The sequence below is a fragment of the Streptomyces sp. NPDC045899 genome, from assembly GCF_056431485.1.
This window is the reverse complement of record NZ_JBWKKP010000044.1, coordinates 1-24,081: the sequence shown is the minus strand read 5'-3', so window position 1 is coordinate 24,081 and position 24,081 is coordinate 1. Positions and strand designations below refer to the sequence as shown.

General features: G+C 74.4%; 3 protein-coding genes. All 3 read left to right on the top strand.

The window, feature by feature from the left end:
• The first annotated feature begins 43 nt into the window (after window positions 1-43).
• Entirely contained in the window at window positions 44-11,899 is an 11,856-nt protein-coding gene (locus tag AC07FT_RS35390; protein ID WP_479180245.1) for an SDR family NAD(P)-dependent oxidoreductase, read from the top strand.
• A gap of 46 nt (window positions 11,900-11,945) precedes the next feature.
• On the top strand, window positions 11,946-22,190 hold the full coding sequence (locus tag AC07FT_RS35385) for a type I polyketide synthase (protein WP_479180244.1): 10,245 nt from the start codon (window positions 11,946-11,948) through the stop codon (window positions 22,188-22,190).
• On the top strand, window positions 22,141-24,081 hold a 1,941-nt coding region (locus AC07FT_RS35380; RefSeq protein ID WP_479180242.1), incomplete at its 3' end, for a type I polyketide synthase. The genes AC07FT_RS35385 and AC07FT_RS35380, both read left to right, overlap by 50 nt.

Here is a 24,081-nt window from a genome sequence, read left to right as displayed (position 1 = left end):
CACCCAACCCCTCGACCCCGCGCACAAAAGGTGACGATGCACGGTGAATGACGACAAGCTCCGGGACTACCTCAAGCGCACCGCGGCCGATCTCCACCGGGCCAAACAGCGCCTCGCCGAGGCCGAGGCGAAGGACCGCGAGCCCATCGCCGTCGTCGCGATGAGCTGCCGCTACCCCGGCGGTGTCCGCACGCCCGAGGACCTGTGGCGGCTCGTGGTCTCGGGCACCGACGCCATCACCGCGTTCCCCGGCGACCGCGGCTGGGACCTGGCGGCCCTGCACGACCCCGCGGGGGAGCGCCCGGGGACCACCTACTCCGCCGAGGGCGGATTCCTGGCCGACGCCGCCTCCTTCGACCCCGCCTTCTTCGGGATCTCGCCGCGTGAGGCGCTCGCCATGGATCCGCAGCAACGGCTGCTGCTGGAGACCACCTGGGAGGCGTTCGAGCGGGGCGGGATCGACCCGCACACCCTGCGCGGCAGCCGCACCGGTGTGTTCGCCGGAGTGATGTACCAGGACTACGCGGTCCGGCTGCGCGAGGTACCCGACGACATCCAGGGCTACCTCGGCAACGGCAGCTCCGACAGCGTCGCCTCCGGGCGCATCGCCTACACCTTCGGCCTCGAGGGCCCCGCGGTCTCCGTCGACACCGCCTGCTCCTCGTCGCTGGTCGCGCTCCACCTGGCCTGCCAGGCGCTGCGGCAGGACGACTGTGCCCTCGCGCTCGCGGGCGGCGCCATGGTGATGTCCACCCCCGTGCCCTTCGTCGAGATGAGCCGCCAGAACGGTCTGGCCTCCGACGGCCGTTGCAAATCCTTCGCGGACGGCGCCGATGGCACCGGCTGGGGCGAGGGCGTCGGGATGCTCCTGCTGGAACGGCTGTCCGACGCACGCCGCAACGGCCACCCGGTACTGGCCCTCGTCCGTGGCTCCGCCGTCAACCAGGACGGCGCCAGCAGCAGGCTCACCGCCCCGCACGGCCCCTCCCAGCAGCGGGTGATCCGACAGGCGCTGGCCGGCGCCCGCCTCTCCGCCGCCGAGATCGACGTCGTGGAGGCACACGGCACCGGCACCCCGCTCGGCGACCCCATCGAGGCACAGGCCCTCCAGGCCACCTATGGCCGGGAACACACCGCCGAGCAGCCGCTGCTGCTGGGTTCGCTCAAGTCCAACATCGGCCACACCCAGGCCGCGGCCGGGGTCGGCGGAGTCATCAAGATGGTGCTGGCCATGCGGTACGGGACGGTGCCACCGTCCCTGCACGCGCAGCGCCCGACCCCGCAAGTCGACTGGTCCGCCGGTACGTTACGGCTGGTCACCGATGTCACGTACTGGCCGGACACCGGCCGTCCCCGGCGTGCCGCCGTCTCCTCCTTCGGCGTCAGCGGCACCAACGGCCATGTCATCCTGGAGCAGGCCGGCCCTCCGGAGAAGCCGGAGCCGGAGCCGCCCGCCGGGATCACTGCCGACGGCGCCCGCGGACCGCTGCTGTGGACGGTCTCCGGCCGCACCGCCGACGCGCTGCGGGCCCAGGCCACCGCGCTCCTGTCCCATCTGGAACGCCATCCGGAAGACGACCCGGTGGACATCGGCCACTCCCTCGCCACCACCCGGGCGGCACATGAGTACCGGGCCGCGCTGGTCGCGGACGATCCGCGCGCCCTCCGCCACCAGCTGGCCGCACTCGCCGAGGGCACCGACCACCTGCCCCCGGGACCGGCCCGCCCCGGTGAGGCGGTGGCCTTCGTCTTCCCGGGCCAGGGCGGTCAGTGGCCCGGGATGGCCCGTGAACTCCTGGACTCCTCACCGGCCTTCGCCGCGCGGATGGCCGCGTGCGCCGAGGCGCTGGCCCCGCACACCGACTGGTCCCTGCCGGACGTCATCCGTGGGGTGCCGGGGGCTCCCGGACTCGACCGGGTGGACGTCGTCCAGCCCGCCCTGTTCGCGGTGATGGTCTCGCTCGCCGCGCTGTGGCGCTCCTACGGGGTCGTACCCGATGCCGTGGTCGGCCACAGCCAGGGCGAGATCGCCGCCGCGTGCGTCGCCGGTGCCCTCACCCTGGAGGACGCCGCCACCGTCGTGGCTCTCCGCGCCAAGGCGCTGCGAGCGCTGGCCGGGGACGGCGCGATGGCCTCGGTGGCCCTGCCCGCGGAACGGCTGCGCGAGCAGATGGCCCCTTGGGGCGACGCACTCGCCGTGGCCGCCGTGAACGGGCCCGCGGCCGTCACCGTGTCCGGCGACCCCGTGGCGCTCGGGGAACTCCTCGCCGCGCTCGACGCGGACGGTGTCCGCACCCGGACCATCCCCGTCGACTACGCCTCCCACGGCCCGCAGGTCGAGGCGATCCGCGACGAACTCCTCACGGCACTGGCCAACATCACGCCCCGGGCCGCCGAGGTCCCCTTCTACTCCACCGTCATCGGCGGTCCGCTCGACACCGCCGGCCTGGACGCCGCCTACTGGTACCAGAACCTGCGCACCACCGTACGGTTCGAGGAGGCCACCCGGGCCCTGCTCGCGGACGGCCACCGGGTGCTGCTCGAGGTCAGCCCGCATCCCGTACTGACCGCAGGGCTCGAGGACACCATCGACGCCACCGGCACCGACGCGCTGGCCACCGGGACGCTGCGCCGCGACGACGGCGGCCCCGGGTGCTTCATGGCGTCCCTCGCGCGGTTGCACATCCGCGGTGTGGCCGTCGACTGGGACGCGGTCTTCGGCGAGCCCCGCCCCCGCAGGGTCGACCTGCCCACCTACCCCTTCCAACGGCAGCGCTACTGGCTGGAGAACACCGGCACCACGCACGACCCGGCGTCGATCGGACTGCTGCCGTCCCGCCACCCGCTGCTCGGCGCCATCGTCACCCTGGCCGACAGCGACGGACTGCTCTTCACCGGACGGCTGTCGCTGAGCACCCACCCCTGGCTCGCCGACCACGCCGTGTACGGCAGCGCCCTCCTGCCCGCCACCGCCTTCCTCGAACTCGCCGTCCTGGCGGCGGGCCGCACCGGCTGCGCCCGCGTGGAGGACCTCACCCTCGAAACACCGCTGGTGCTGCCGCCGCTCGGTGCCCTGGCGCTACGGCTGTCCGTCGCGGCACCCGGCGCCGACGGCACCCGCCGGGTCACCCTGCACTCCCGGCCCGACGAGCCCGACGCGGACGGTGAGTGGACCCGGCACGCCACCGGGCTGATCGCCCCCGCCCCGCCGGAGGCGCCCCCGGCACTCGATCCGACGGCCTGGCCGCCGCCCGGCGCCACGCCCGTGGCCCTCGACGGCATGTACGACCGCTACGCCGACGGCGGTTTCCGCTACGGCCCCGCCTTCCAGGGCCTGACCGCCGTGTGGCGTGTGGGCGACACCCTCTACGCGGAAGCCGCACTGCCCTCCGGACAGCGCCCGGACGCGGGACACTTCGCCCTGCACCCCGCGCTGCTCGACGCGGCCCTGCACGCCACCGGCCTCGCCCGGCGGTCGGGGGAAGGTGAGGGCGGGCGGATGCCGTTCGCCTGGACCGGTGCCACGGTGCACACTCCGGGCGCCACCGCCGTACGCGTCCGGCTCACCCCGACCGGACCCGACACCCTCGCCCTGGAGGCCGCCGACGAGACCGGCCGACCCGTCGCGTCCGTCGACTCCCTGACCCTGCGTCCGGCTCCCTCAGCGGGCTCGGTCACGCCGCGCGGTCACCACGACTCGCTCTTCCAGGTCGCGTGGACGTCCCTCGACCGCCCGGCGGTGCCCTCCGACGCGGTGTGGGCGGTGCTCGGCCCCGATGAGGACGCGCTCGCCGCCACCTTCACCGCCGCCGGAGCCACCGCGCCCCGCTACGCGGACACCGGCGGACTCACTGCCGCGCTGGACGCCGGAGCACCGGCCCCCGACCTGGCCGTGCTGCCCCTGCGGACGGATCCGGGCAGCGGCCCGGGGGAGCCGTACCAGCCGCACACCGCGGTCCACCGGGCGCTGCGCGCCCTCCAGACCTGGCTCGACGACGAACGCCTCGCCGCCACCCGCCTCGTCCTCGCCACGCGCGGTGCCGTGGCCGCGGTCCCCGGCGAGGAGCCCGATCCGGCCCTCGGCGCGGTGTGGGGTCTGGTGCGCTCCGCGCAGTCCGAACACCCAGGCCGCTTCACCCTGGTGGACCTCCCGGATGGCGACACCGACCCGGATGGCTCGGGCGCCCCGGCCCTGGCCGCCGCCCTCGGCTCCGGTGAGCACCAGCTCGCCGTACGCGGCCACACCGTACGCGTACCCCGCCTCGCCAGGGTCCCGGCCACCGAACCGGCGCCCGTCACCCTCGCCCCCTCCGGCACGGTCCTCATCACCGGAGGGACCGGGCTCCTCGGTTCGCGGATCGCCCGCCATCTGGTGAGCCGTCACGGGGTGCGCCACCTGCTGCTGGTGAGCCGCTCCGGCCCCAGCGCCCCGGGTGCCGCCGCCCTCTCGGACGAACTGGCGGCGCAAGGCGCCGAGGTCACCATCGCCGCGTGCGACACCGGCGACCGCGCCGCGCTCGCCGCCCTGCTGGACGACATTCCCGCCGGACACCCCCTCACGGCGGTGGTACACACCGCCGGGGCCCTCGACGACGGGGTGCTGACCTCCCTGACCCCCGGCCACCTCGACACCGTTCTGCGGCCCAAGGCCGACACCGCTCTTCATCTGCACCACCTCACCCAGGACATGGACCTTTCGGCCTTCGTCCTGTTCTCCTCCGCGGCGGGCACCTTCGGCGGCGCGGGACAGGGCAACTACGCCGCCGCCAACGCCTTCCTGGACACCCTGGCCCAGGCCCGCCACGCACGGGGTCTGCCCGCCCAGTCCCTGGCCTGGACGATGTGGGAACAGCGCTCCGCGCTGACCGGCCATCTCGACGACGATGACGTCCGCCGGCTGGCCCGCTCCGGGATGCCGCCGCTGACCACCGAGCAGGGGCTCGCCCTGTTCGAGACCGCGCTGACCGTCGACGCCCCCGCCCTCGTCCCGATGCGGCTCGACCTCCGCGCCCTGCGCGCCCGCGCCGCCGACGATCCCGTACCGCCGCTGCTCGGCGCACTGGTCCCGGCACCCCGCCGCGGAACCACGGAGACCACGTCCGCACCGGCCGGACAACTCCCGCTGGCGGAACGGCTCGCCGCCCTCCCGGAGGCCGAGCGGCTGCGCACCCTGGTCCGGCTGGTCTGCGCCCAGGTGGCAGGTGTCCTCGGCCATGGCCCCGGCGACACCGTCGAACCCCACCGGGCCTTCCGCGATCTCGGCTTCGACTCGCTGGCCTCCGTCGAACTGCGCAACCGGCTCACCGGCGCCACCGGACTGCGCCTTCCTGCCACGCTGGTCTTCGACCACCCCTCACCGGAGGCGCTGGCCACCCATCTGCGCGACCGGCTCACCACGGTGGAGGCGGCGCCCGCCGCCGCGCGCCGCAGCACCGCCCCCGTCCACACCGCCGATCCCATCGCGATCGTGGCCATGGGCTGCCGTTTCCCCGGTGGAGTACGCGCCCCCGAGGATCTGTGGCGGCTGCTCGCCTCCGGCACCGACGCCATCGGCGACTTCCCCACGGACCGCGGCTGGGACCTCGACGCCTTCAGTGCCCTCGACCCCACCCGGGCCGCCAACTCACCCGTCAAGGAAGGGGGTTTCCTCTCCGGCGCCGGAGACTTCGACCCCGACTTCTTCGGCATCTCGCCGCGCGAGGCCCTCGCGATGGATCCGCAGCAGCGGCTGCTGCTGGAGATCACCTGGGAGACCCTCGAACGCGCCGGAATCGACCCGGCCACACTCCGTGGCGCCGCCGCCGGGGTGTTCATCGGTCTGATGCAGCAGGACTACGCCGTCCGGCTGCTGCCGCACATCCCCGACGACGTCGAAGGCTTCCTGGGCACCGGCAACTCCGGCAGCGTCGTCTCCGGCCGTATCGCCTACACCTTCGGCTTCGAGGGTCCCGCACTCACCATCGACACCGCCTGCTCCTCCTCCCTGGTGGCCCTGCACACGGCCGTGCAGTCACTGCGCCGGGGCGAGTGCGCGCTCGCCCTGGCGGGCGGTGTCACCGTCATGTCGAGCCCGGAACTCTTCGTCGAGTTCGGACGTCAGGGCGGGCTGGCCGCGGACGGCCGCTGCAAGTCCTTCGCCGCCGCCGCGGACGGCACCGGGTTCGGCGAAGGCGCGGGGATCCTGCTGTTGGAGCGGCTGTCCGACGCGCGTCGGCACGGTCATCCGGTGCTGGCGGTGGTGCGGGGTTCGGCTGTCAACCAGGACGGTGCCAGCAACGGTCTCACCGCACCCCACGGTCCCTCCCAGGAGCGCGTCATCCGGGCGGCTCTGTCCGACGCGGGGCTGGCGGCGGGGGACGTCGACGTGGTGGAGGCCCATGGCACGGGTACAACGCTGGGTGATCCGATCGAGGCGGGGGCGCTGCTGGCCGCTTACGGGCAGGGGCGGGCGGAGGACCGGCCGTTGTGGCTGGGCTCGCTGAAGTCCAACATCGGCCACACCTCCGCCGCGGCTGGTGTCGGCGGAGTCATCAAGATGGTGCTGGCCATGCGCCACGGGGTACTGCCCCGAACGCTCCACGTGGACCGGCCCACCCCGGAGGTGGACTGGTCGACGGGTGACGTACGGCTGCTGGTGGATGCTCAGCCCTGGAAGGTGTCCGGCGGTGCCCGCCGGGCGGGGGTGTCGTCCTTCGGCGTCAGCGGCACCAACGCCCATGTGATCCTGGAACAGCCGGTCGAGCCACCGGCCACGGTGCGCCCCGCTCAGGACGGCCGTGGTCCCGTGCCCTGGCTGTTGTCCGCCAAGACCCCTGAAGCGTTGCGCGACCAGGCCACCCGGCTGCTGGCGCTGTGCGCCGAGGACATCCGCCCCGATGACATCGGTCTGTCCCTCGCCACCACCCGGTCCCGGCTGGAGCACCGTGCGGTGGTGGTCGGTGACCGTGGCGCGCTGTTGGGCGGTGTCGAGGCGCTGAGCGGTGGTGTGCCGTCGCCGGTGGTGGTGACCGGCCGTGGTGTGGTGTCGGGCGGAACGGTGCTGGTGTTTCCGGGGCAGGGGTCGCAGTGGGTGGGGATGGCGGCTGAGCTGCTGGATCAGTGTGCGGTGTTCGCGGCGTTGATGGGTGAGTGTGAGGTGGCGTTGGCGCCTTGTGTGGAGTGGTCGTTGTGTGAGGTGGTTCGTTCGGGGTTGGGGTTGGACCGGGTGGATGTGGTGCAGCCGGTGTTGTTTGCGGTGATGGTGTCGTTGGCGGGGGTGTGGCGTTCGTTTGGTGTGGTGCCGGATGCGGTGGTGGGGCATTCGCAGGGGGAGATCGCGGCGGCTGTGGTGGCGGGTGGTCTGTCGTTGGTGGATGGGGCGCGGGTGGTGGCGTTGCGCAGTCGTGCTCTGTGCCGGTTGGCGGGTTCTGGCGGGATGGTGTCGTTGGCGTGTTCGGCGGCCGAGGCCGGGGTGTTGGTGGAGCCGTGGGGTGGCCGGTTGTCGGTGGCTGCGGTCAATGGGCTTTCGTCGGTGGTGGTGGCGGGTGAGGTCGAGGCGCTCGATGAACTCGTCGCTTCGTGTGCGGGGCGGGGGGTGCGTGCGCGCCGGGTCGATGTCGACTATGCCTCGCATTGTGCGCAGGTGGAGCGGATCGAGGAGGAGCTGTGCTCTGCGCTGGAGGGGGTCACGGCGCAGAGTGGTGATGTTCCGTTTTTCTCCACGGTGACGGGTGGCTGGCTGGACACGTCGTTGATGGATGGTGGCTATTGGTATGCGAATCTGCGCAGCCCGGTGGGTTTCGAGTCTGCGGTGCGTGTGCTGGTGGAGGAGGGCTTCGGTGCGTTTGTCGAGGTGAGTCCGCATCCGGTGCTGACCGCAGCCGTGCAGGAGACCGTCGAGAGGGTGGGCGCGGAAGCGGTTGTCACCGGCACGTTGCGTCGTGGCGAGGGCGGTATGGAGCGGATGCTGCTGTCGCTGGGCGAGGCGTATGTCCGTGGTGTTCCGGTGGACTGGACGCCCGCCTTCGAGAAGACCGGTGCCCGGCGCGTCGAGCTCCCCACCTACCCCTTCCAGGAACGGCGGCTCTGGCTCGACGTCCCGACCACCAGCTGGGACGTCGCGTCCGCCGGTCTCGCCACCACCGGACACCCGCTGCTGGGCGCCGCCGTGGAGATCGCCGACACGGGCGAGATCCTCATCAGCGGCAGGCTCTCCCTGCGGACCCATCCGTGGCTCGCCGAACACCGCGTCCAGTCGACCACTCTGCTTCCCGGCACCGCCTTCCTGGAGTTGGCGCTGCGCGCTGCCGCCGAGGCCGACCTCGCCACGGTCGGTGAACTCACTCTGGCGGCACCCCTCGTACTGCCCGATGACGGTGCCGTACACGTCCAGATCCGCCTCGCCGCGGCCGGCGACGACGGCGACCGGGGCTTGAGCCTGTACTCCCGCCCGGAGCGGGACACAACCGCTCCCGACGGCGGACACCTGTGGACCCTCCACGCCACCGGCACCGTCGTGCCCACCGTCCGGCGGCCCGGCCCCGCCGTCATCAGCTGGCCGCCCGCCAGCGCCCAACCGGTCGACACCGGTGATCTGTACGAGCGTTTCGCCGCGGCCGGATACGCCTACGGGCCCACCTTCCAGGGGATCCGCAACGCCTGGCGCGGCGACGGCGAGGTCTTCGCCGACCTCGTCCTCGACGAGGGGCAGCACGCCGACGCGGCCGGATATCTCCTCCACCCGGCGCTGCTGGACGCCGCACTGCAGACCGCCGCGCTCCTGCCCGAGCAGGACGGCGCCGCGCGGCTGCCGTTCAGCTGGACCGATGTCACCGTCCACGCCACCGGTGCCACCGCCGTCCGGGCACGGCTCACCGCCGACGGGCCGGACGCCGTCGCGCTCACCGTCCACGACCTCGCGGGTCAGGAGGTCCTGTCCGCCGGTTCGCTCGTGCTGCGACCCGTTTCGGCGGACCGGTTGCGACCGGCCGACTCCGGCCGCGACGGACTGCACCGGCTGGAGTGGCTCCCCGCGCCCGCCACGGAACCCACGGCAGCGCGCTGGGGACGGTTGGGCGACACCCTGTGCGAGGCCCTGCCCGACGCCGTGTCCTGGTCCGGACGGGCCGCGCCGTACACGGCGTCGGCACCGGACGTACCGGAGGCAGCGGATACACCGGACCTGGTCGTCGTCGACTGCCCGCATCCACCGGCGGACACCCCCGCCGCCGCACTGCTCGCCACCACCACCGCATGCCTGCGCCTGGTGCGTGAGTGGCTGGACGACGAACGCCACGCGGCGTCCACCCTCGTCGTCGTCACCCGGGGCGCGCTGCGCACCGGCCCCGGCGACACCACCGGCCCCCACCTGGCCCAGTCCGGGGTGTGGGGCATGCTGAGGACCGCGCGGACCGAGCACCCGGGGCGCTTCGCGGTGGTGGACCTCGACGACCGTCCCGGCTCCGCGGCCGCCCTCGTCTCCACGCTGCCCGGGCTCCTGGCGGCGGGGGAGCACCAAATGGCCGTACGCGACGGTGAGGCGCTGGTTCCCCGGCTCACCGCCACACCGCACCGGGACTGCGTGGTGCCGCCGGTCGACAGCCCGGCGTGGCGGGTCGGCCTCGGCGCCGCGGGCACCGAAGGCGGGCCGGTGGCCGTCCCCGCCCCCGACGCCCTGGCACCCCTCGGGCCGGGCGAGGTGCGGGTCGCCGTGCGCGCCGCCGGTCTGAACTTCCACGATGTCGTGGTCTCCCTGGGTCTCGACCCCGATCAGCCGGTGCTCGGCAGCGAGGGGGCCGGTACGGTCCTCGAAGTCGGCCCCGGTGTGGACGACCTGGCCATCGGGGACCGGGTGATGGGGGTGTTCGGCGGGGCGTTCGGCCCGACCGCCGTCAGCGACCGGCGCACCCTCGCCCCGATCCCGGCCGGATGGACGTTCGCCCAGGCGGCCTCGGTGCCGATCGCCTACCTCACCGCCTGGTACGGGCTGTTCGACCTCGGCGGGCTGTGTGACGGCCAGTCCGTTCTGGTGCACGCGGCCACCGGTGGGGTGGGCACGGCCGCCGTACAGCTGGCACGGCACGCCGGTGCCGAGGTGTACGCCACGGCAAGCCCCGCCAAATGGGATGTGCTCCGGGACCGTGGTGTCGACGAGTCACACCTCGCCTCCTCTCGCACGACCGAGTTCGCCACGGCGTTCCTGGACGCCACCGGTGGCAAGGGCGTCGACGTGGTACTCGACTGTCTGGCGCGGGAGTTCGTGGACGCCTCGCTGCGTCTGCTGCCCCGCGGCGGCCGGTTCGTGGAGATGGGCAAGACCGATGTACGGGACGCCGATGAGGTGGCGCGTCACCACCCCGGGGTCCACTACCGGGCGTTCGACCTGATGGAAGCCGGGCCGGACCGGATCGGCGCCATGCTCACCGAGATCCTGGCCCTGTTCGGGCGGGGTGTCCTCACCCTGCCGCCGGTCACCTGCTGGGACATCCGGCAGACTCCCCGGGCTTTCCGCCACCTGCGTCAGGCCCGGCACATCGGCAAGAACGTCCTGACGCTCCCGGCCCCGCTCGATCCCGACGGCACGGTGCTGGTCACCGGCGGCACCGGCACCCTCGGCGCCCTGGTCGCCCGCCATCTGGCCACCGTGCACGGGGTGCGCCACCTGCTGCTGGCGGGGCGCCGGGGCCCGGACGCGCCCGGAGCCGCGGAGCTGGTCCAGGACCTCGCCGCGGCCGGGGCGCGGGCGACCGTGATGGCCTGTGATCTGTCCGACCCGGCCGCGGTGGCCGGACTGCTGGCCCGGGTGGACCGGGACCATCCGCTGACCGCCGTGGTGCATGCCGCGGGCACACTCGACGACGGCGTCCTCTCCTCGCTGACCCCCGAGCACATCGCCACCACCCTGCGGCCCAAGGCGGACGCCGCGTACACCCTGCACGAGCTGACCCGGGACGGCGACCTAGCGGCGTTCGTGCTCTTCTCCTCCGGCGCGGCCCTCCTCGGGACGCCCGGCCAGGGCAACTACGCGGCCGCCAACGCCGCCCTCGACGCCCTGGCCGCACAGCGCCGCGCGGAGGGGCTGCCCGCCGTGTCCATCGGCTGGGGCATGTGGGAGGAGCGCAGCGAACTGACCGGACATCTCACCGGGGCGGATCTGCGAGCGATGGCGGACCGGGGCATCGGCGCCCTGTCCACCGGCGCGGCGCTCGGTCTCTTCGACGCCGCCCTGCGCGCCGAGACCCCGTACGTCCTGGCGGCCGCCGTGGACCCGGTGGCGCTCACCGCCGCCGTGTCGGCGGGGGAGGACCCGCCACCGATGCTGCGCGGACTGATCCGGCCCGCGCGACGGGCCGCCGCCACCGCCCCCGCGGCACCGCCCGCCACGCTCACCGGCAGGCTCCAGGGCCTGCCGCCCGCGGAGGTCCACCGGGTCCTGCTGGACCTGGTGCGCGGCAACGCCGCCGCCGTCCTCGGCCACACCTCCACGGAGCTGATCGGCGCCACACGTCCGTTCAAGGAGCTGGGATTCGACTCCCTCACCGGTGTCGAACTGCGCAACCGGCTGGCGGCCGTGACGGGTGAACGCCTGCCCGCGGCACTCGTCTTCGACCATCCGACCCCCGAAGCCCTCGCCGCGCACCTCGCCACGCGGGTGTCCCCCGGGCACACGGACGGCCCGCCGCTCGCCCTCGCCGAACTGGACCGCCTCGACGGGCTCGTCGCCGAGCTGTCCGGCGCGGACCACACCGGCACCCCGCCGCACACCGAGCTCGTCCGGCGGCTGCGTGGCGCGCTCGCCCGGCTGGAGCCCGCCGAGGGCCGGCCGGACGCGACGGACGGCCCGGACGGCGACGCCGCCATCGCGGCCGCCACCAACGAAGAGATCTTCGACCTGATCGACAAGGAGCTGGGCATCTCGTGAGTCACCCGCAGACCGAGCCGGCCCGACGGACCGCCGGAGGTGCCCGGTGAGCGAGCAGAAACTGCGCGACTACCTCAACCGCGTCACCATCGACCTGCGGGACACCCGCCGACGGCTGCGCCAGGCCGAGGCCCGCGGCCACGAGCCCATCGCCGTCGTCTCGATGAGCTGCCGCTTCCCCGGTGGTGTGCGCACCCCCGAGGAGCTGTGGGAGCTGCTGGTGGCGGGCCGTGACACCGTCACCGGCATCCCCGGGGACCGTGGCTGGGACACCGGGCGGCTGACCGAGGGCGGTGTACCGTGCCAGGGCGCGTTCATCGACGGCGCCGCCGACTTCGACGCCGGGTTCTTCGCCGTCTCCCCGCACGAGGCCGTGGCCATGGACCCGCAGCAGCGCCTGCTCCTCCAGGCCGCCTGGGAGGCCGTCGAGCGCGCGGGCATCGACCCCGCCTCGCTGCGCGCCAGCCGTACCGGAGTGTTCGCCGCGGCCATCGACCAGGGCTACGCCCAACTCGGCGCGGGTGCCCCGGAGACCGTCCAGGGCTTCCTGATGACCGGCAACTCGATGAGCGTCACCTCCGGCCGGGTGGCCTACGCGCTCGGGCTGGAGGGCCCCGCCGTCACCGTCGACACCGCGTGTTCGGCCTCGCTCGTCGCCGTTCACCAGGCGGCGCGCGCCCTGCGTGACGAGGAGTGCTCCCTCGCGCTGGCCGCGGGGGTCACGGTGATGTCCCGGCCCTCCGTCTTCACCGAGTTCAGCCGCCAGGGCGCGATGTCGGCCGACGGACGCTGCAAACCGTTCTCCGCCACCGCCGACGGCACCGGCTGGGGCGAGGGCATCGGCGTACTGCTCCTGGAGCGTCTCGGTGACGCGCGCCGCAACCGCCATCCGGTGCTCGCCGTCCTGCGCGGCTCCGCCGTCAACCAGGACGGTGCCAGCAACGGGCTGACCGCCCCCAACGGACCCTCCCAGCAGCGCGTCATCCAGGCGGCGCTGGCCGACGCGGGCCTGGCCCCGGCGGATGTGGACGCCGTGGAGGCGCACGGCACCGGCACCACCCTCGGCGATCCCATCGAGGCCGACGCCCTGATCGCCACCTACGGCCGGAACCGCCCCGCCGAACGGCCGCTGTGGCTCGGCTCCCTGAAGTCCAACATCGGCCACACCCAGGCCGCCGCAGGAGTCGCCGGGGTCATCAAGACCGTCCTCGCCCTGCGCCACGGGGTGCTGCCGCGGAGCCTGCACATCACCGAGCCGACCCCACACGTGGACTGGTCGGCGGGCTCGGTCGCGCTGCTGACCGAGGCCACGCCGTGGCCGGAGACCGGCAGACCACGCCGCGCGGGCGTGTCCTCGTTCGGTATGAGCGGCACCAACGCCCACCTCATTCTCGAACAGGCGCCCGACCCCCAAGCCGTGGACCCCGGTGCGCAGGAGTCCCCGGCGCCCGAGGTCACCACCCCGGCCGTCGTACCCTGCCTCCTGAGCGGGCGCACCGCCGCCGCCCTGCGCGACCAGGCCGTACGCCTGCGGGCACGGCTGGACGGCACCGCCGAGGCACGCCCGGTGGACATCGGGTTCTCCCTCGCCACCACCCGGACGGCCTTCGAGTACCGTGCCGTCGTCCTGGCCGCGGACCGGACCGAACTCCTCGACGGCGTGTCCACGCTGGTCCGCGGGGACACCGGCCCGGTCGTCACCGGCCACACCGAGCAAGTGCCCACCGGGCGGATCGCCTGGGTCTTCCCCGGACAGGGCGCCCAGTGGACCGGTATGGGGCGTGAACTCCTGGACATCTCACCGGAGTTCGCCGCCTCCGTGGACGCCTGCGAGGAGGCGCTGTCCGGCCTGGTGGACTGGTCACTGCGCGATGTGCTGCGTGGATCGCCCGGCGCCGCCTCGCTCGACCGGGTCGATGTGGTCCAGCCCGCGCTGTTCGCCATGATGGTGTCACTGGCCGCGCTGTGGCGGTCCTGGGGCGTCGAACCCGACGCCGTCGTCGGCCACAGCCAGGGCGAGATCGCCGCCGCGGTCGTCGCCGGAGCGCTCTCGCTGGAGGACGGCGCGAAGGCCGTCGCCCTGCGCAGCCGCGCCGTCGCCGCCCTCTCCGGTGACGGTGGCATGGTCTCGCTCGCGCTGCCGCTCGCCGGGGCCGAGGAGCTGATCGCTCCCTGGACGGACCGGCTGTCGATCGCCGCCGTCAACGGGCCCGCCGCCGTCGTGGTCTCCGGCGACCGGACGGCCCTCGACGCACTCGTCTCCCTCTGCGGCACCCGGGACATCCGCGCCCGCACCCTCCCCGTCGACTACGCCTCCCACTCCGCCCAGGTCGAGCGCGTCCACGACGGCCTGCTCACCGCGCTGGCGGACATCACCCCGGCCGCGCCCCGCGTACCGCTGTACTCCACCGTCACCGGTGAGCGGCTGGAGACCGCCGGCATGGACGCCGCGTACTGGTACCGGAACCTCCGCGAGACCGTCCGCTTCGACACCGCCGTCCGCTCCCTGGTGCGCGAGGGCCACCGGGTGTTCCTCGAGGTGTCGCCCCACCCCGTGCTGACCGTGCCGGTCCAGGACGTCGCCGAGGACACCGGCGCGGCCGACACCCTCGTCACCGGCACCCTGCGGAGGGACGAGGGCGGCCCCCGGCGCGCCCTGACCTCCGCCGCCGAACTGTGGGTCCACGGCACAGCGGTGGACTGGCGCGCGGTCTACGAGGGCTCCGGGGCCCGCCGGATCGACCTGCCCACCTACCCGTTCCAGCAGCGCCGCCACTGGCTGGAGCCCAGCGCCCCCACGACGCCACCCGCCGGTGACGACGCGCCCTTCTGGGACCTCGTCGAACGCGGTGACGTGACCGAGGCCGCCGACGCGCTCACCGTGGACGCGGAGGCGCTCGGCCGGGTGCTCCCCGCCCTCGGCGACTGGCGCCGACGCCGGGACGCAGCCACCGTCGCCGACTCCTGGCGCTACCGCGTCGACTGGCGGCCGGTGTCCGACCCGCCCGCCACCACCCTCACCGGCCGCTGGCTGGTCGTCCTGTCGCCCGGCCGGGGCACCGACGCCACCGGGCGCGATGTCCTCCGCGCGCTCACCGACCACGGCGCCACCGTCGTCACCGCCGAGCCCCACGCCACCGCCGACCGGACCGCGCTCGCCGCCGTACTGGCCGCCGCGGCCGAGGGCCATCCCGTCACCGGCGTCCTCTCGCTGCTCGCCCTCGACACGCATCCCCACCCCGGCCACCCGGCGCTGCCCACGGGCACCGCCCTCACCCTCGCGCTCGTCCAGGCGATGGGCGACCTCGGAATGACCGCACCCCTGTGGTGCGCCACCACCGGCGCGGTCTCCACCGGCCCCGCCGATCCGCCCACCGCGCCCCGGCAGGCGCTGGTGTGGGGGACCGGTATGGTCGCCGCGCTCGAACACCCCCGCCGCTGGGGCGGGTTGGTCGACCTCCCCGCGCGGCTCGACGACCGCGCGCGTGAGCGGCTGTGCGCCGCGCTGTGCGGCACGGGGGCCGAGGACCAGCTGGCGGTACGGTCCACCGGTCTGCTCGCCCGCCGCCTCGTCCGGGCACCCCGCGCCTCCGCCCGCCCCGGCCGTTCCTGGCGGCCCCGCGGCACGGTCCTGGTGACCGGGGGTACCGGAGCAGTCGGCCCGCACCTCGTCCGCTGGCTGGCCCGGGGAGGCGCCGAACACCTCGTGCTGCCCGGACGTCGTGGCCCGGACATGCCCGGGGCGGCGGAGCTGACGGCCGAACTCGCCCGGTTGGGCACCCGTCTCACCCTGCCCATGTGCGATCTGTCCGACCGTGCCCAGACCGAGGCGCTCCTGACCGGGCTCGACGCCCAGGGCACCCCCGTCACCGCCGTGGTGCACGCGGCCGCGCACATCGCCCTCGCCCCGCTGGATGCCATGCCCCTGGAGGCGTTCGAGCGGATCGTCGCCGCCAAGGCGGCGGGCGCCGGACACCTCGACGCCCTGCTCGACCGCGAACTCGACGCCTTCGTCCTGTTCTCCTCGATCGCGGGCGTGTGGGGCAGTGGTGACCACGGCGCGTACGCCGCCGCCAACGCCTATCTGGGCGCGCTGGCCCAGCACCGCAGGGCGCGCGGCCTGAGCGCCACCACGGTCGACTGGGGCATCTGGCGGGCGCACAACCCCGCGGCCCCGGCGGCCCAGGGACCCGTCGCCGACCTCTTCAACCTCGAAGAGCACGGACTGCCGCGGATCGACCCCGGCACCGCGATCGCCGCCCTGCAACAGATCCTCGATGACGACGACACCCTCATCACCGTCGCCGACGTGGACTGGCCGCGCTTCACCGAGGTGTTCACCTCCAGCCGTCGCAGCCCCCTGCTGACCGGAGTCCCCGAGGCCCGGCGCGCGCTCGCGGCGCCGGACACCGTCGCCCCGGCACCGGCCGCGTCGGAACTGCGGCAGCGGCTGACCATGCTCAGCCCCGCGGAACGGTCCAGGCTGCTGCTCGACCTGGTCCGGACCCACGCGGCGGCCGTGCTCGGCCACGACTCCACCGACACCGTCCCGCCCGCGAAGGCCTTCCAGGAGCTGGGGTTCGCCTCACTGACCGCCGTCGAACTGCGCAACCGGCTGAACACCGCGAGCGGACTGCGACTGCCGTCGACCGTGGTCTTCGACCACCCCTCGGCCACCGCGCTCGCGACCCATCTGAGGGAGTGTCTGCTCGGCGAGGCGGACGGCGACGACGACGGGAAGGGGGACGGGAACAAGGACGACCGACGGAGTCAGGGGGACCACGGGACGACCGCCGCCACCGACGAACCGATCGCCGTGGTCGCCATGGGCTGCCGGCTCCCGGGTGGTGTCAGCACCCCCCGTGCCCTGTGGGAGCTGCTGACCGACCGCCGCGACGCCGTCTCCGGGTTCCCCACCGACCGCGGCTGGGACCTCGACGCGCTCTACGACCCCGACCCCGACCGCCCCGGCACCGTCACCACCCGGCACGGTGGCTTCCTGCACGACGCCGCCGACTTCGACGCGGACTTCTTCGGCATCTCGCCCCGCGAGGCCCGCGCCATGGACCCCCAGCAACGCCTGCTGCTGGAGACCTCCTGGGAGGCGCTCGAACGCGCGGGCCTGGACCCCACCGCCCTGCGCGGCAGCCGCACCGGTGTCTTCACCGGGGTCAACTACAGCGACTACGCCACCGCCGTGGCCCGTTCCGCGGAGGCCGAGGGACATCTGCTCACCGGCAGCGCGCCCAGCGTCGTCTCCGGCCGGGTGGCGTACACCCTCGGCCTGGAGGGCCCGGCCATCACCGTCGACACCGCCTGCTCCTCGTCCCTGGTCGCCCTGCATCTGGCGGCCCGCGCGCTGCGCGCCGGGGACTGTTCGCTCGCCCTCGTCGGCGGTGTCACCGTGATGTCCACGCCCGGCGCGCTGGCCAGCTTCTCCCGGCAGCGCGGTCTGGCCCCCGACGGCCGGTGCAAGGCGTTCGCCGACGCCGCCGACGGGATGGGCATGAGCGAGGGCGCGGGTGTCCTGCTCGTCGAACGGCTGGCCGACGCCCGCCGCAACGGCCACCCGGTGCTCGCGGTGCTGCGCGGCTCGGCCGTCAACCAGGACGGCGCCAGCAACGGTCTCTCCGCGCCGAACGGACCCAGCCAGCAGCGGGTGATCCGGGCCGCGCTCAGCGACGCCGGACTCGACACCACGGACGTCGACGTGGTCGAGGCCCACGGCACCGGCACCACCCTCGGCGACCCCATCGAGGCCCAGGCGCTCCTGGCCACCTATGGACGGAACCGGCCGGACGACCGGCCCGTGCTGGTCGGTTCGCTGAAGTCCAACATCGGCCACACCCAGGCCCTGTCCGGACTCGCCGGAGTGATGAAGACGGTGCTGGCCCTGGGCCACGCCACCGTTCCCGCCACCCTCCACGTCGACCGGCCCACCACCCATGTCGACTGGAACCAGGGAGGTCTGGCCCTGGCCACCGACACCACACCCTGGCCGGAAGCCGACCGGCCGCGCCGCGCGGGGGTGTCCTCGTTCGGGCTGAGCGGCACCAACGCCCACGTCATCCTGGAACAGGCCCCGCGGCCACCGCTGCCGCACGAGGACCCGCAGACCCACGACGATCAGCCCGGCCCCGTGCTGCCCTGGCTCCTCTCCGCCCGGTCCGCGGAGGCACTGCGCGCCCAGGCCGCGCGTCTGCTCGACCACTTGGCCGGCACCGAGGGGTGCGACGTGGCCGATGTCAGCCTGTCCCTGACGGGCCGCACCGCATACGAACACCGCGCCGTCCTCGTCGGCGACCGCGACCAACTGCCCGCCGCCCTGGAGGAGCTGGTCGCCGGAGCCACCCCCGCGGTGGGCGGTATCGCGCACACCGGGGGGCCCGTCGCCTTCGTCTTCCCCGGGCAGGGCGCGCAATGGGCCGGAATGGCGCGGGAACTGCTCGTCGCGTCCCCCGCGTTCGCCGACCGGATGCGTGACTGCGCGGCCGCCCTGGCCCCGCACGTGGAGTGGTCGCTGCTGGACGTCGTGGACTCCGGCGCCGAGCTGGACCGGGTGGACGTGGTGCAGCCCGTCCTGTTCGCCGTGATGGTGTCACTGGCCGCGCTGTGGCGCTCCCACGGCCTGGTCCCGGACGCCGTCGTCGGCCACAGCCAGGGCGAGATCGCCGCCGCGGTCGTCGCCGGAGCGCTGTCCCTGGAAGACGGCGCCACCGTCGTGGCACTGCGCAGCCGCGCCATCGCCTCCCTCGGCCGCGACGGTGGCATGGCGTCGCTCGCCCTCTGCGAGGAGGACGCCCGGAACCGGATCTCCGCCTGGGACGACCGCCTCGCGGTGGCCGCCGTCAACGGTCCGGCGTCGGTCGTGGTCTCCGGTGACACCGCCGCGCTGGACGAACTCCTGGTGTCCTGCGAGCGGGAGGAGGTCCGCGCCCGGCGGATCGACGTGGACTACGCCTCGCACTGCGACCACGTGGAAGCCCTGGAGACCACGCTCGTCACCGCACTGGACGGCATCGCACCGAGGACCGGTGCCATCCCCCTGTACTCCACCGTGACCGGCGCCCGGCTGGACACCTCCGCCATGGACGCCCAGTACTGGTACGGCAATCTGCGCGGCGCGGTGCGTTTCGCCACCGCGATCCGGGCCCTGGCCGACGCCGGGTTCACCACCTTCGTCGAGCTCAGTCCGCACCCGGTGCTGACCACGGCCGTCCAGGAGACCCAGGAGGCCGCGGACAGCGACGGCGTCGTCCTGGAGACCCTGCGCCGTGCCGAGGGCGGGATGGAGCGCCTGCTCACCTCGCTCGGCGCGGCATGGGCGCACGGACTGCCGGTGGACTGGGCGCCGTTGTTCGCGCGGTACCCGGCCACGCGGGTGGAGCTGCCTACGTACGCCTTCCAGCACCGGTCCTACTGGGCCCTGCCGGACCCGGCCGCGGGCGGCGCCGATGTCGCCGCCGCCGGTCTCGGCGCCCTCGGCCACCCGCTCCTGGGCGCCGCCGCCGAGGTCGCGGGCAGCGGTGAACTGCTGCTCAGCGGACGGATCTCGGCGCACTCCCACCCCTGGGTCGCCGACCACGCCGTGGCGGACACCCTGCTGCTCCCCGGCGCCGCGTACGTGGAACTCGCCCTGCGCGCCGGGGATCAGGCGGGTTGCTCCCTGGTGGAGGAACTGACCCTCCAGGCTCCCCTGGTGCTGCCCGCGAGCGGGGGAGTCGCACTCCAACTGCGCGTCGGCGCCCCGGACGACACCGGCCGCCGCGGTGTGGACGTCTTCTCCCGGCCGGAGGACGCCCCCGACGCGCCCTGGACCCTTCACGCCACCGGCGCCCTCGCCGACGAGCGGGCCGAGCCGCTGCCCGGTCCCCTGAGGGAATGGCCACCCGCCGGAGCGGAACCGGTCGACGTCGAGGACCTCTACGAGCGGTTCTCCGCATCCGGCTACGGCTACGGCCCGGCCTTCCGCGGACTGCGCGCCGCGTGGCGGCGCGGCGGCGAACTCTTCACCGAGGTACGCCTCGACGCCGGCCAGCAGCCGCACTCCGCCGCCTTCGGCATCCACCCCGCACTGCTGGACGCGGCCCTCCAGGGCCTCTGGCTCGGCGCCCGCGACGGGAACGACGACCCCGGCCTCGACCCGGGCACCGCGCGCCTGCCGTTCGCGTGGACCGGGGTGACCCTGCACGCCTCCGGCGCCACCGAGCTGCGTGTCCGGCTGGTGTGCGACACCGAGGGGCCGGTGTCGATCCACGCGACGGACCCCTCCGGCCGGCCGGTGGTCACCGTCGGCGGACTGACCGTCCGGCCGGTCGACACCACGACCCTGCACACCTCCGCCACCCCGGCACACGACTCCCTCTTCCGCGTGGAGTGGACCCCCGTGCCCGTACCGGCCACGGACCGCGCGGACACCGTCCGGTGGGCCGCGCTCGCTCCCGTGGACGGTCTTCCCGACACCTATCCGGACCTCGCCGCGCTCGTCAGCGCGGTCCGGAGCGGCGCCCCGGTGCCCGATGCGGTCCTGGTGGCCTGCGTCCCCGACGGGGACGATGCCGAGGCGGTGCGGTCCACCGTCGACGCGACCCGGGCGCTCCTCCAGGACTGGCTCGTCGAGGAACGGCTCACCGACACCCGGCTGGTGTTCCTCACCCGCGGCGCCGTCCGGGCCACCTCGGACGAGCACATCACCGCTCCGGCCGCCGCCGCGGCCCGGGGCCTGATGCGCTCGGCCCAGTCCGAGCACCCCGACCGGTTCCTCCTGGTCGACACCGACGAGGCCGCCGACAGCCGCCGCACCCTGACGGACCTGCCGCGGGGCGCCCTCGACCTCGGTGAACCCCAACTCGCCGTCCGGGACACCACGCTGCTCGCCGCCCGGCTGGCCCGTGTTCCGGCTCCGGAGGACGGGCCGGCCCGGCCTCTCGATCCCGAGGGCACCGTGCTCGTCACCGGCGCCACCGGCGCCCTCGGAGGTCTGGTGGCCCGTCACCTCGTGGCCCGGCACGGTGTCCGCCACCTGCTCCTCGTGGGCAGGCGCGGCGCCGAGGCGCCCGGGGCCGCAGCGCTCCGCGCCGAACTGGAAGCCCTCGGTGCCCGGCCCGAGTTCGCCGCGTGCGACGTCGCCGACCGGGCCGCCGTCACGGCCCTGGTGGCCGGAGTGCCCGAGCGGCATCCGCTGACCGCCGTCGTCCACGCCGCCGGGGTCCTCGACGACGGAGTGGTCACCTCGCTGACCCCCGAGCGGTTCGACCGTGTCCTGCGCCCCAAGGTCGACGCGGCGCTCCACCTCCACGAGGCCACCCGCGACCATCCGCTGTCCGCCTTCGTCCTCTTCTCCTCCGCGTCGGGCATCATCGGCAACGCGGGCCAGGGCAACTACGCGGCGGCCAACGCCTTCCTGGACGCACTCGCCCAGCACCGCCACTCCCTCGGGCTGCCCGCCCAGTCACTGGCCTGGGGCCTGTGGGAACGGCGCGGCGAGATGACCGGCACCCTCGACGCCACCGGACTGCGGCGGATGACCCACGGAGGAGTGGGCGCGCTCACCGACGACCAGGGCCTCGCCCTCTTCGACACCGCGCTGCGGCTGGACGAACCACTCCTGGTACCCGTACGGCTCGACACCGCCCGGCTGCGCGCCGCGACACCTGCCGCCCCCGTCCCGCCCCTGCTGCGCGGCCTCTTCCCGGCCCGCCACCGGCCGGTCGCGTCCGCCGCCGGCGCGGCCGATACCGCGTCCCTGCGCACCCGGCTGGCGGCCCTGCCCGCCGACCAGCGTCTGGAACGCACGGTGGAGCTGGTGCGCGGCCAGGTGGCCGAGGTCCTCGGCCACGCCGGCACCGACGCGATCGACCCGGAACGGGCCTTCAAGGACCTCGGCTTCGACTCGCTGACCGCCGTCGACCTGCGCAACCGGCTGAAAGCCGCCACCGGTCTGCGACTGCCCGCCACCCTCGTCTTCGACCACCCCACACCGGCCGCCGTCGCCGGACACCTGGCCGGACGGATCGCCCCCGCGGCCCCTCCCGCACCACCGGTGGACCGGGACGACGAAGGGGAACTGCGCCGACGGCTGGCCACCATCCCCCTGGCCCGGCTGCGTGACGCCGGACTGCTGGACCCCCTGCTGCGCCTGACACCTCCCGCCACCGGTGGCGACGACACCTCGTCCGCACCGGCCACGGCACACCGGAGTGCGGACGACGACGGCGACCGGGACGCCATCCGCGGCATGGATGTGGACGGACTGGTCCGGCTGGCTCTGGGCGGTGACGGACGTGGCTGAACCGGAAGGGAACGAAAGGACGAACATGACCACGGACCAGGTGGTCGAGGCGCTGCGCGCCTCGCTCCTCGACAACCAGCGACTGCGGCAGGAGAACCGCAGGCTCGCCGAGGAACCCCGCGAACCGGTGGCCGTCGTGGGGATGGGCTGCCGCTTCCCGGGCGGGGTGCGCTCCCCGGAGGAGCTGTGGGAACTGCTGGTCAAGGAACGGGACGCGGTCACCGGATTCCCGGCCGACCGCGGCTGGGACCTCGACGGCGTCTATGACACCGACCCCGACGCGCCGGGCACCTCGTACACCCGTGAGGGGGGATTCCTCCACGACGCCTGCGCGTTCGACGCCGCGTTCTTCGGGATCTCGCCCCGCGAAGCGCTCGCCATGGACCCCCAGCAGCGGCTGCTCCTGGAGACCTGCTGGGAGGCGGTGGAACGGGCCGGGATCGACCCGCTGACCCTCAAGGGAAGCCGTACGGGCGTCTACGCGGGGGTGATCTACAGCGAGTACGGCTCCCGTCTGACCCGGGTACCCGATGAACTCGAGGGCTTCCTGGGGACCGGCAGCATCTCCAGCGTCGTGTCCGGGCGCATCGCCTACAGCCTCGGTCTGGAAGGTCCGGCGGTCACCCTCGACACCGCCTGTTCCTCCTCGCTCGTCGCCGTCCACCTGGCCTGCCAGGCGCTCCGCGCGGGCGAGACGGACCTGGCGCTGGCCGGCGGTGTGACGGTGATGTCCACCCCTGGCCTGTACGTGGGGTTCAGCCGTCAGCGGGGACTGGCACCGGACGGGCGCAGCAAGTCGTTCTCCGCCGCCGCCGACGGCGCGGGCTTCGGTGAGGGCGTCGGCGTACTGCTGCTGGAGCGGCTGTCCGACGCCCGGCGCCACGGCCACCCCGTCCTCGCGGTCGTCCGCGGCTCCGCCGTCAACCAGGACGGCGCGAGCAACGGGCTGACCGCGCCCAACGGCCCCTCCCAGCAGCGGGTCATCCGCCAGGCCCTGGACAGCGCCCGGCTGGCGCCCGCCGAGATCGACGCCGTGGAGGCGCACGGGACCGGCACCGTGCTCGGCGACCCGATCGAGGCTCAGGCGCTCCTGGCCACGTACGGCGCCGACCGGCCCGCCGGACAGCCGCTGCTGGTGGGCTCGCTCAAGTCCAACCTCACCCACACCCAGGCCGCCGCCGGCGTCGGCGGTGTCATCAAGATGGTCCTGGCGATGCGCCACGGCCTGCTGCCCCGCACCCTGCACATCGACCGGCCCACACCACGGGTGGACTGGGAGGAGGGCGACGTACGGCTGCTCACCGTCGCGACACCATGGCCCGACACCGGCCGGCCGCGCCGTGCCGGAGTCTCCTCCTTCGGAGCCAGTGGCACCAACGCCCATCTGGTCCTGGAAGCCGCCCCGGACCACGACTCCGAGGACCGGGTCCCCGAGGACGGGGCGCCGTCGGCGGAACCGCACGGCCCCGTCGCCTGGCCGCTGTCCGCCAAGGGGGCGCGGGCGCTGCGCGCCCAGGCCGCCGCGCTGCACGCGCATGTGGCCGCCGGGCCGTGGCCCCGCCCCGCCGATATCGGCCTGTCCCTGGCCGCCGGCCGGTCCCGGTTCACGGACCGCGCGGTGGTGGTGGGCACCTCCCGTGCCGGACTGCTCGACGCGCTGGCCGCGGTGGCGAACGGTGGGACATCCGCCGACGCCGTGTGCGGCACCGCCCCTCGTGGTGGCCGCAAGGCGGTGTTCGTGTTTCCCGGTCAGGGGTCGCAGTGGGCGGGGATGGCGGTGGAACTGCTCGATTCCGCGCCGGTGTTCGCGGGGCGGATGGCGGAGTGTGAGCGTGCGCTGTCGCCGTATGTGGAGTGGTCGCTGGAGGCGGTGCTGCGGGGTGGTGAGGGT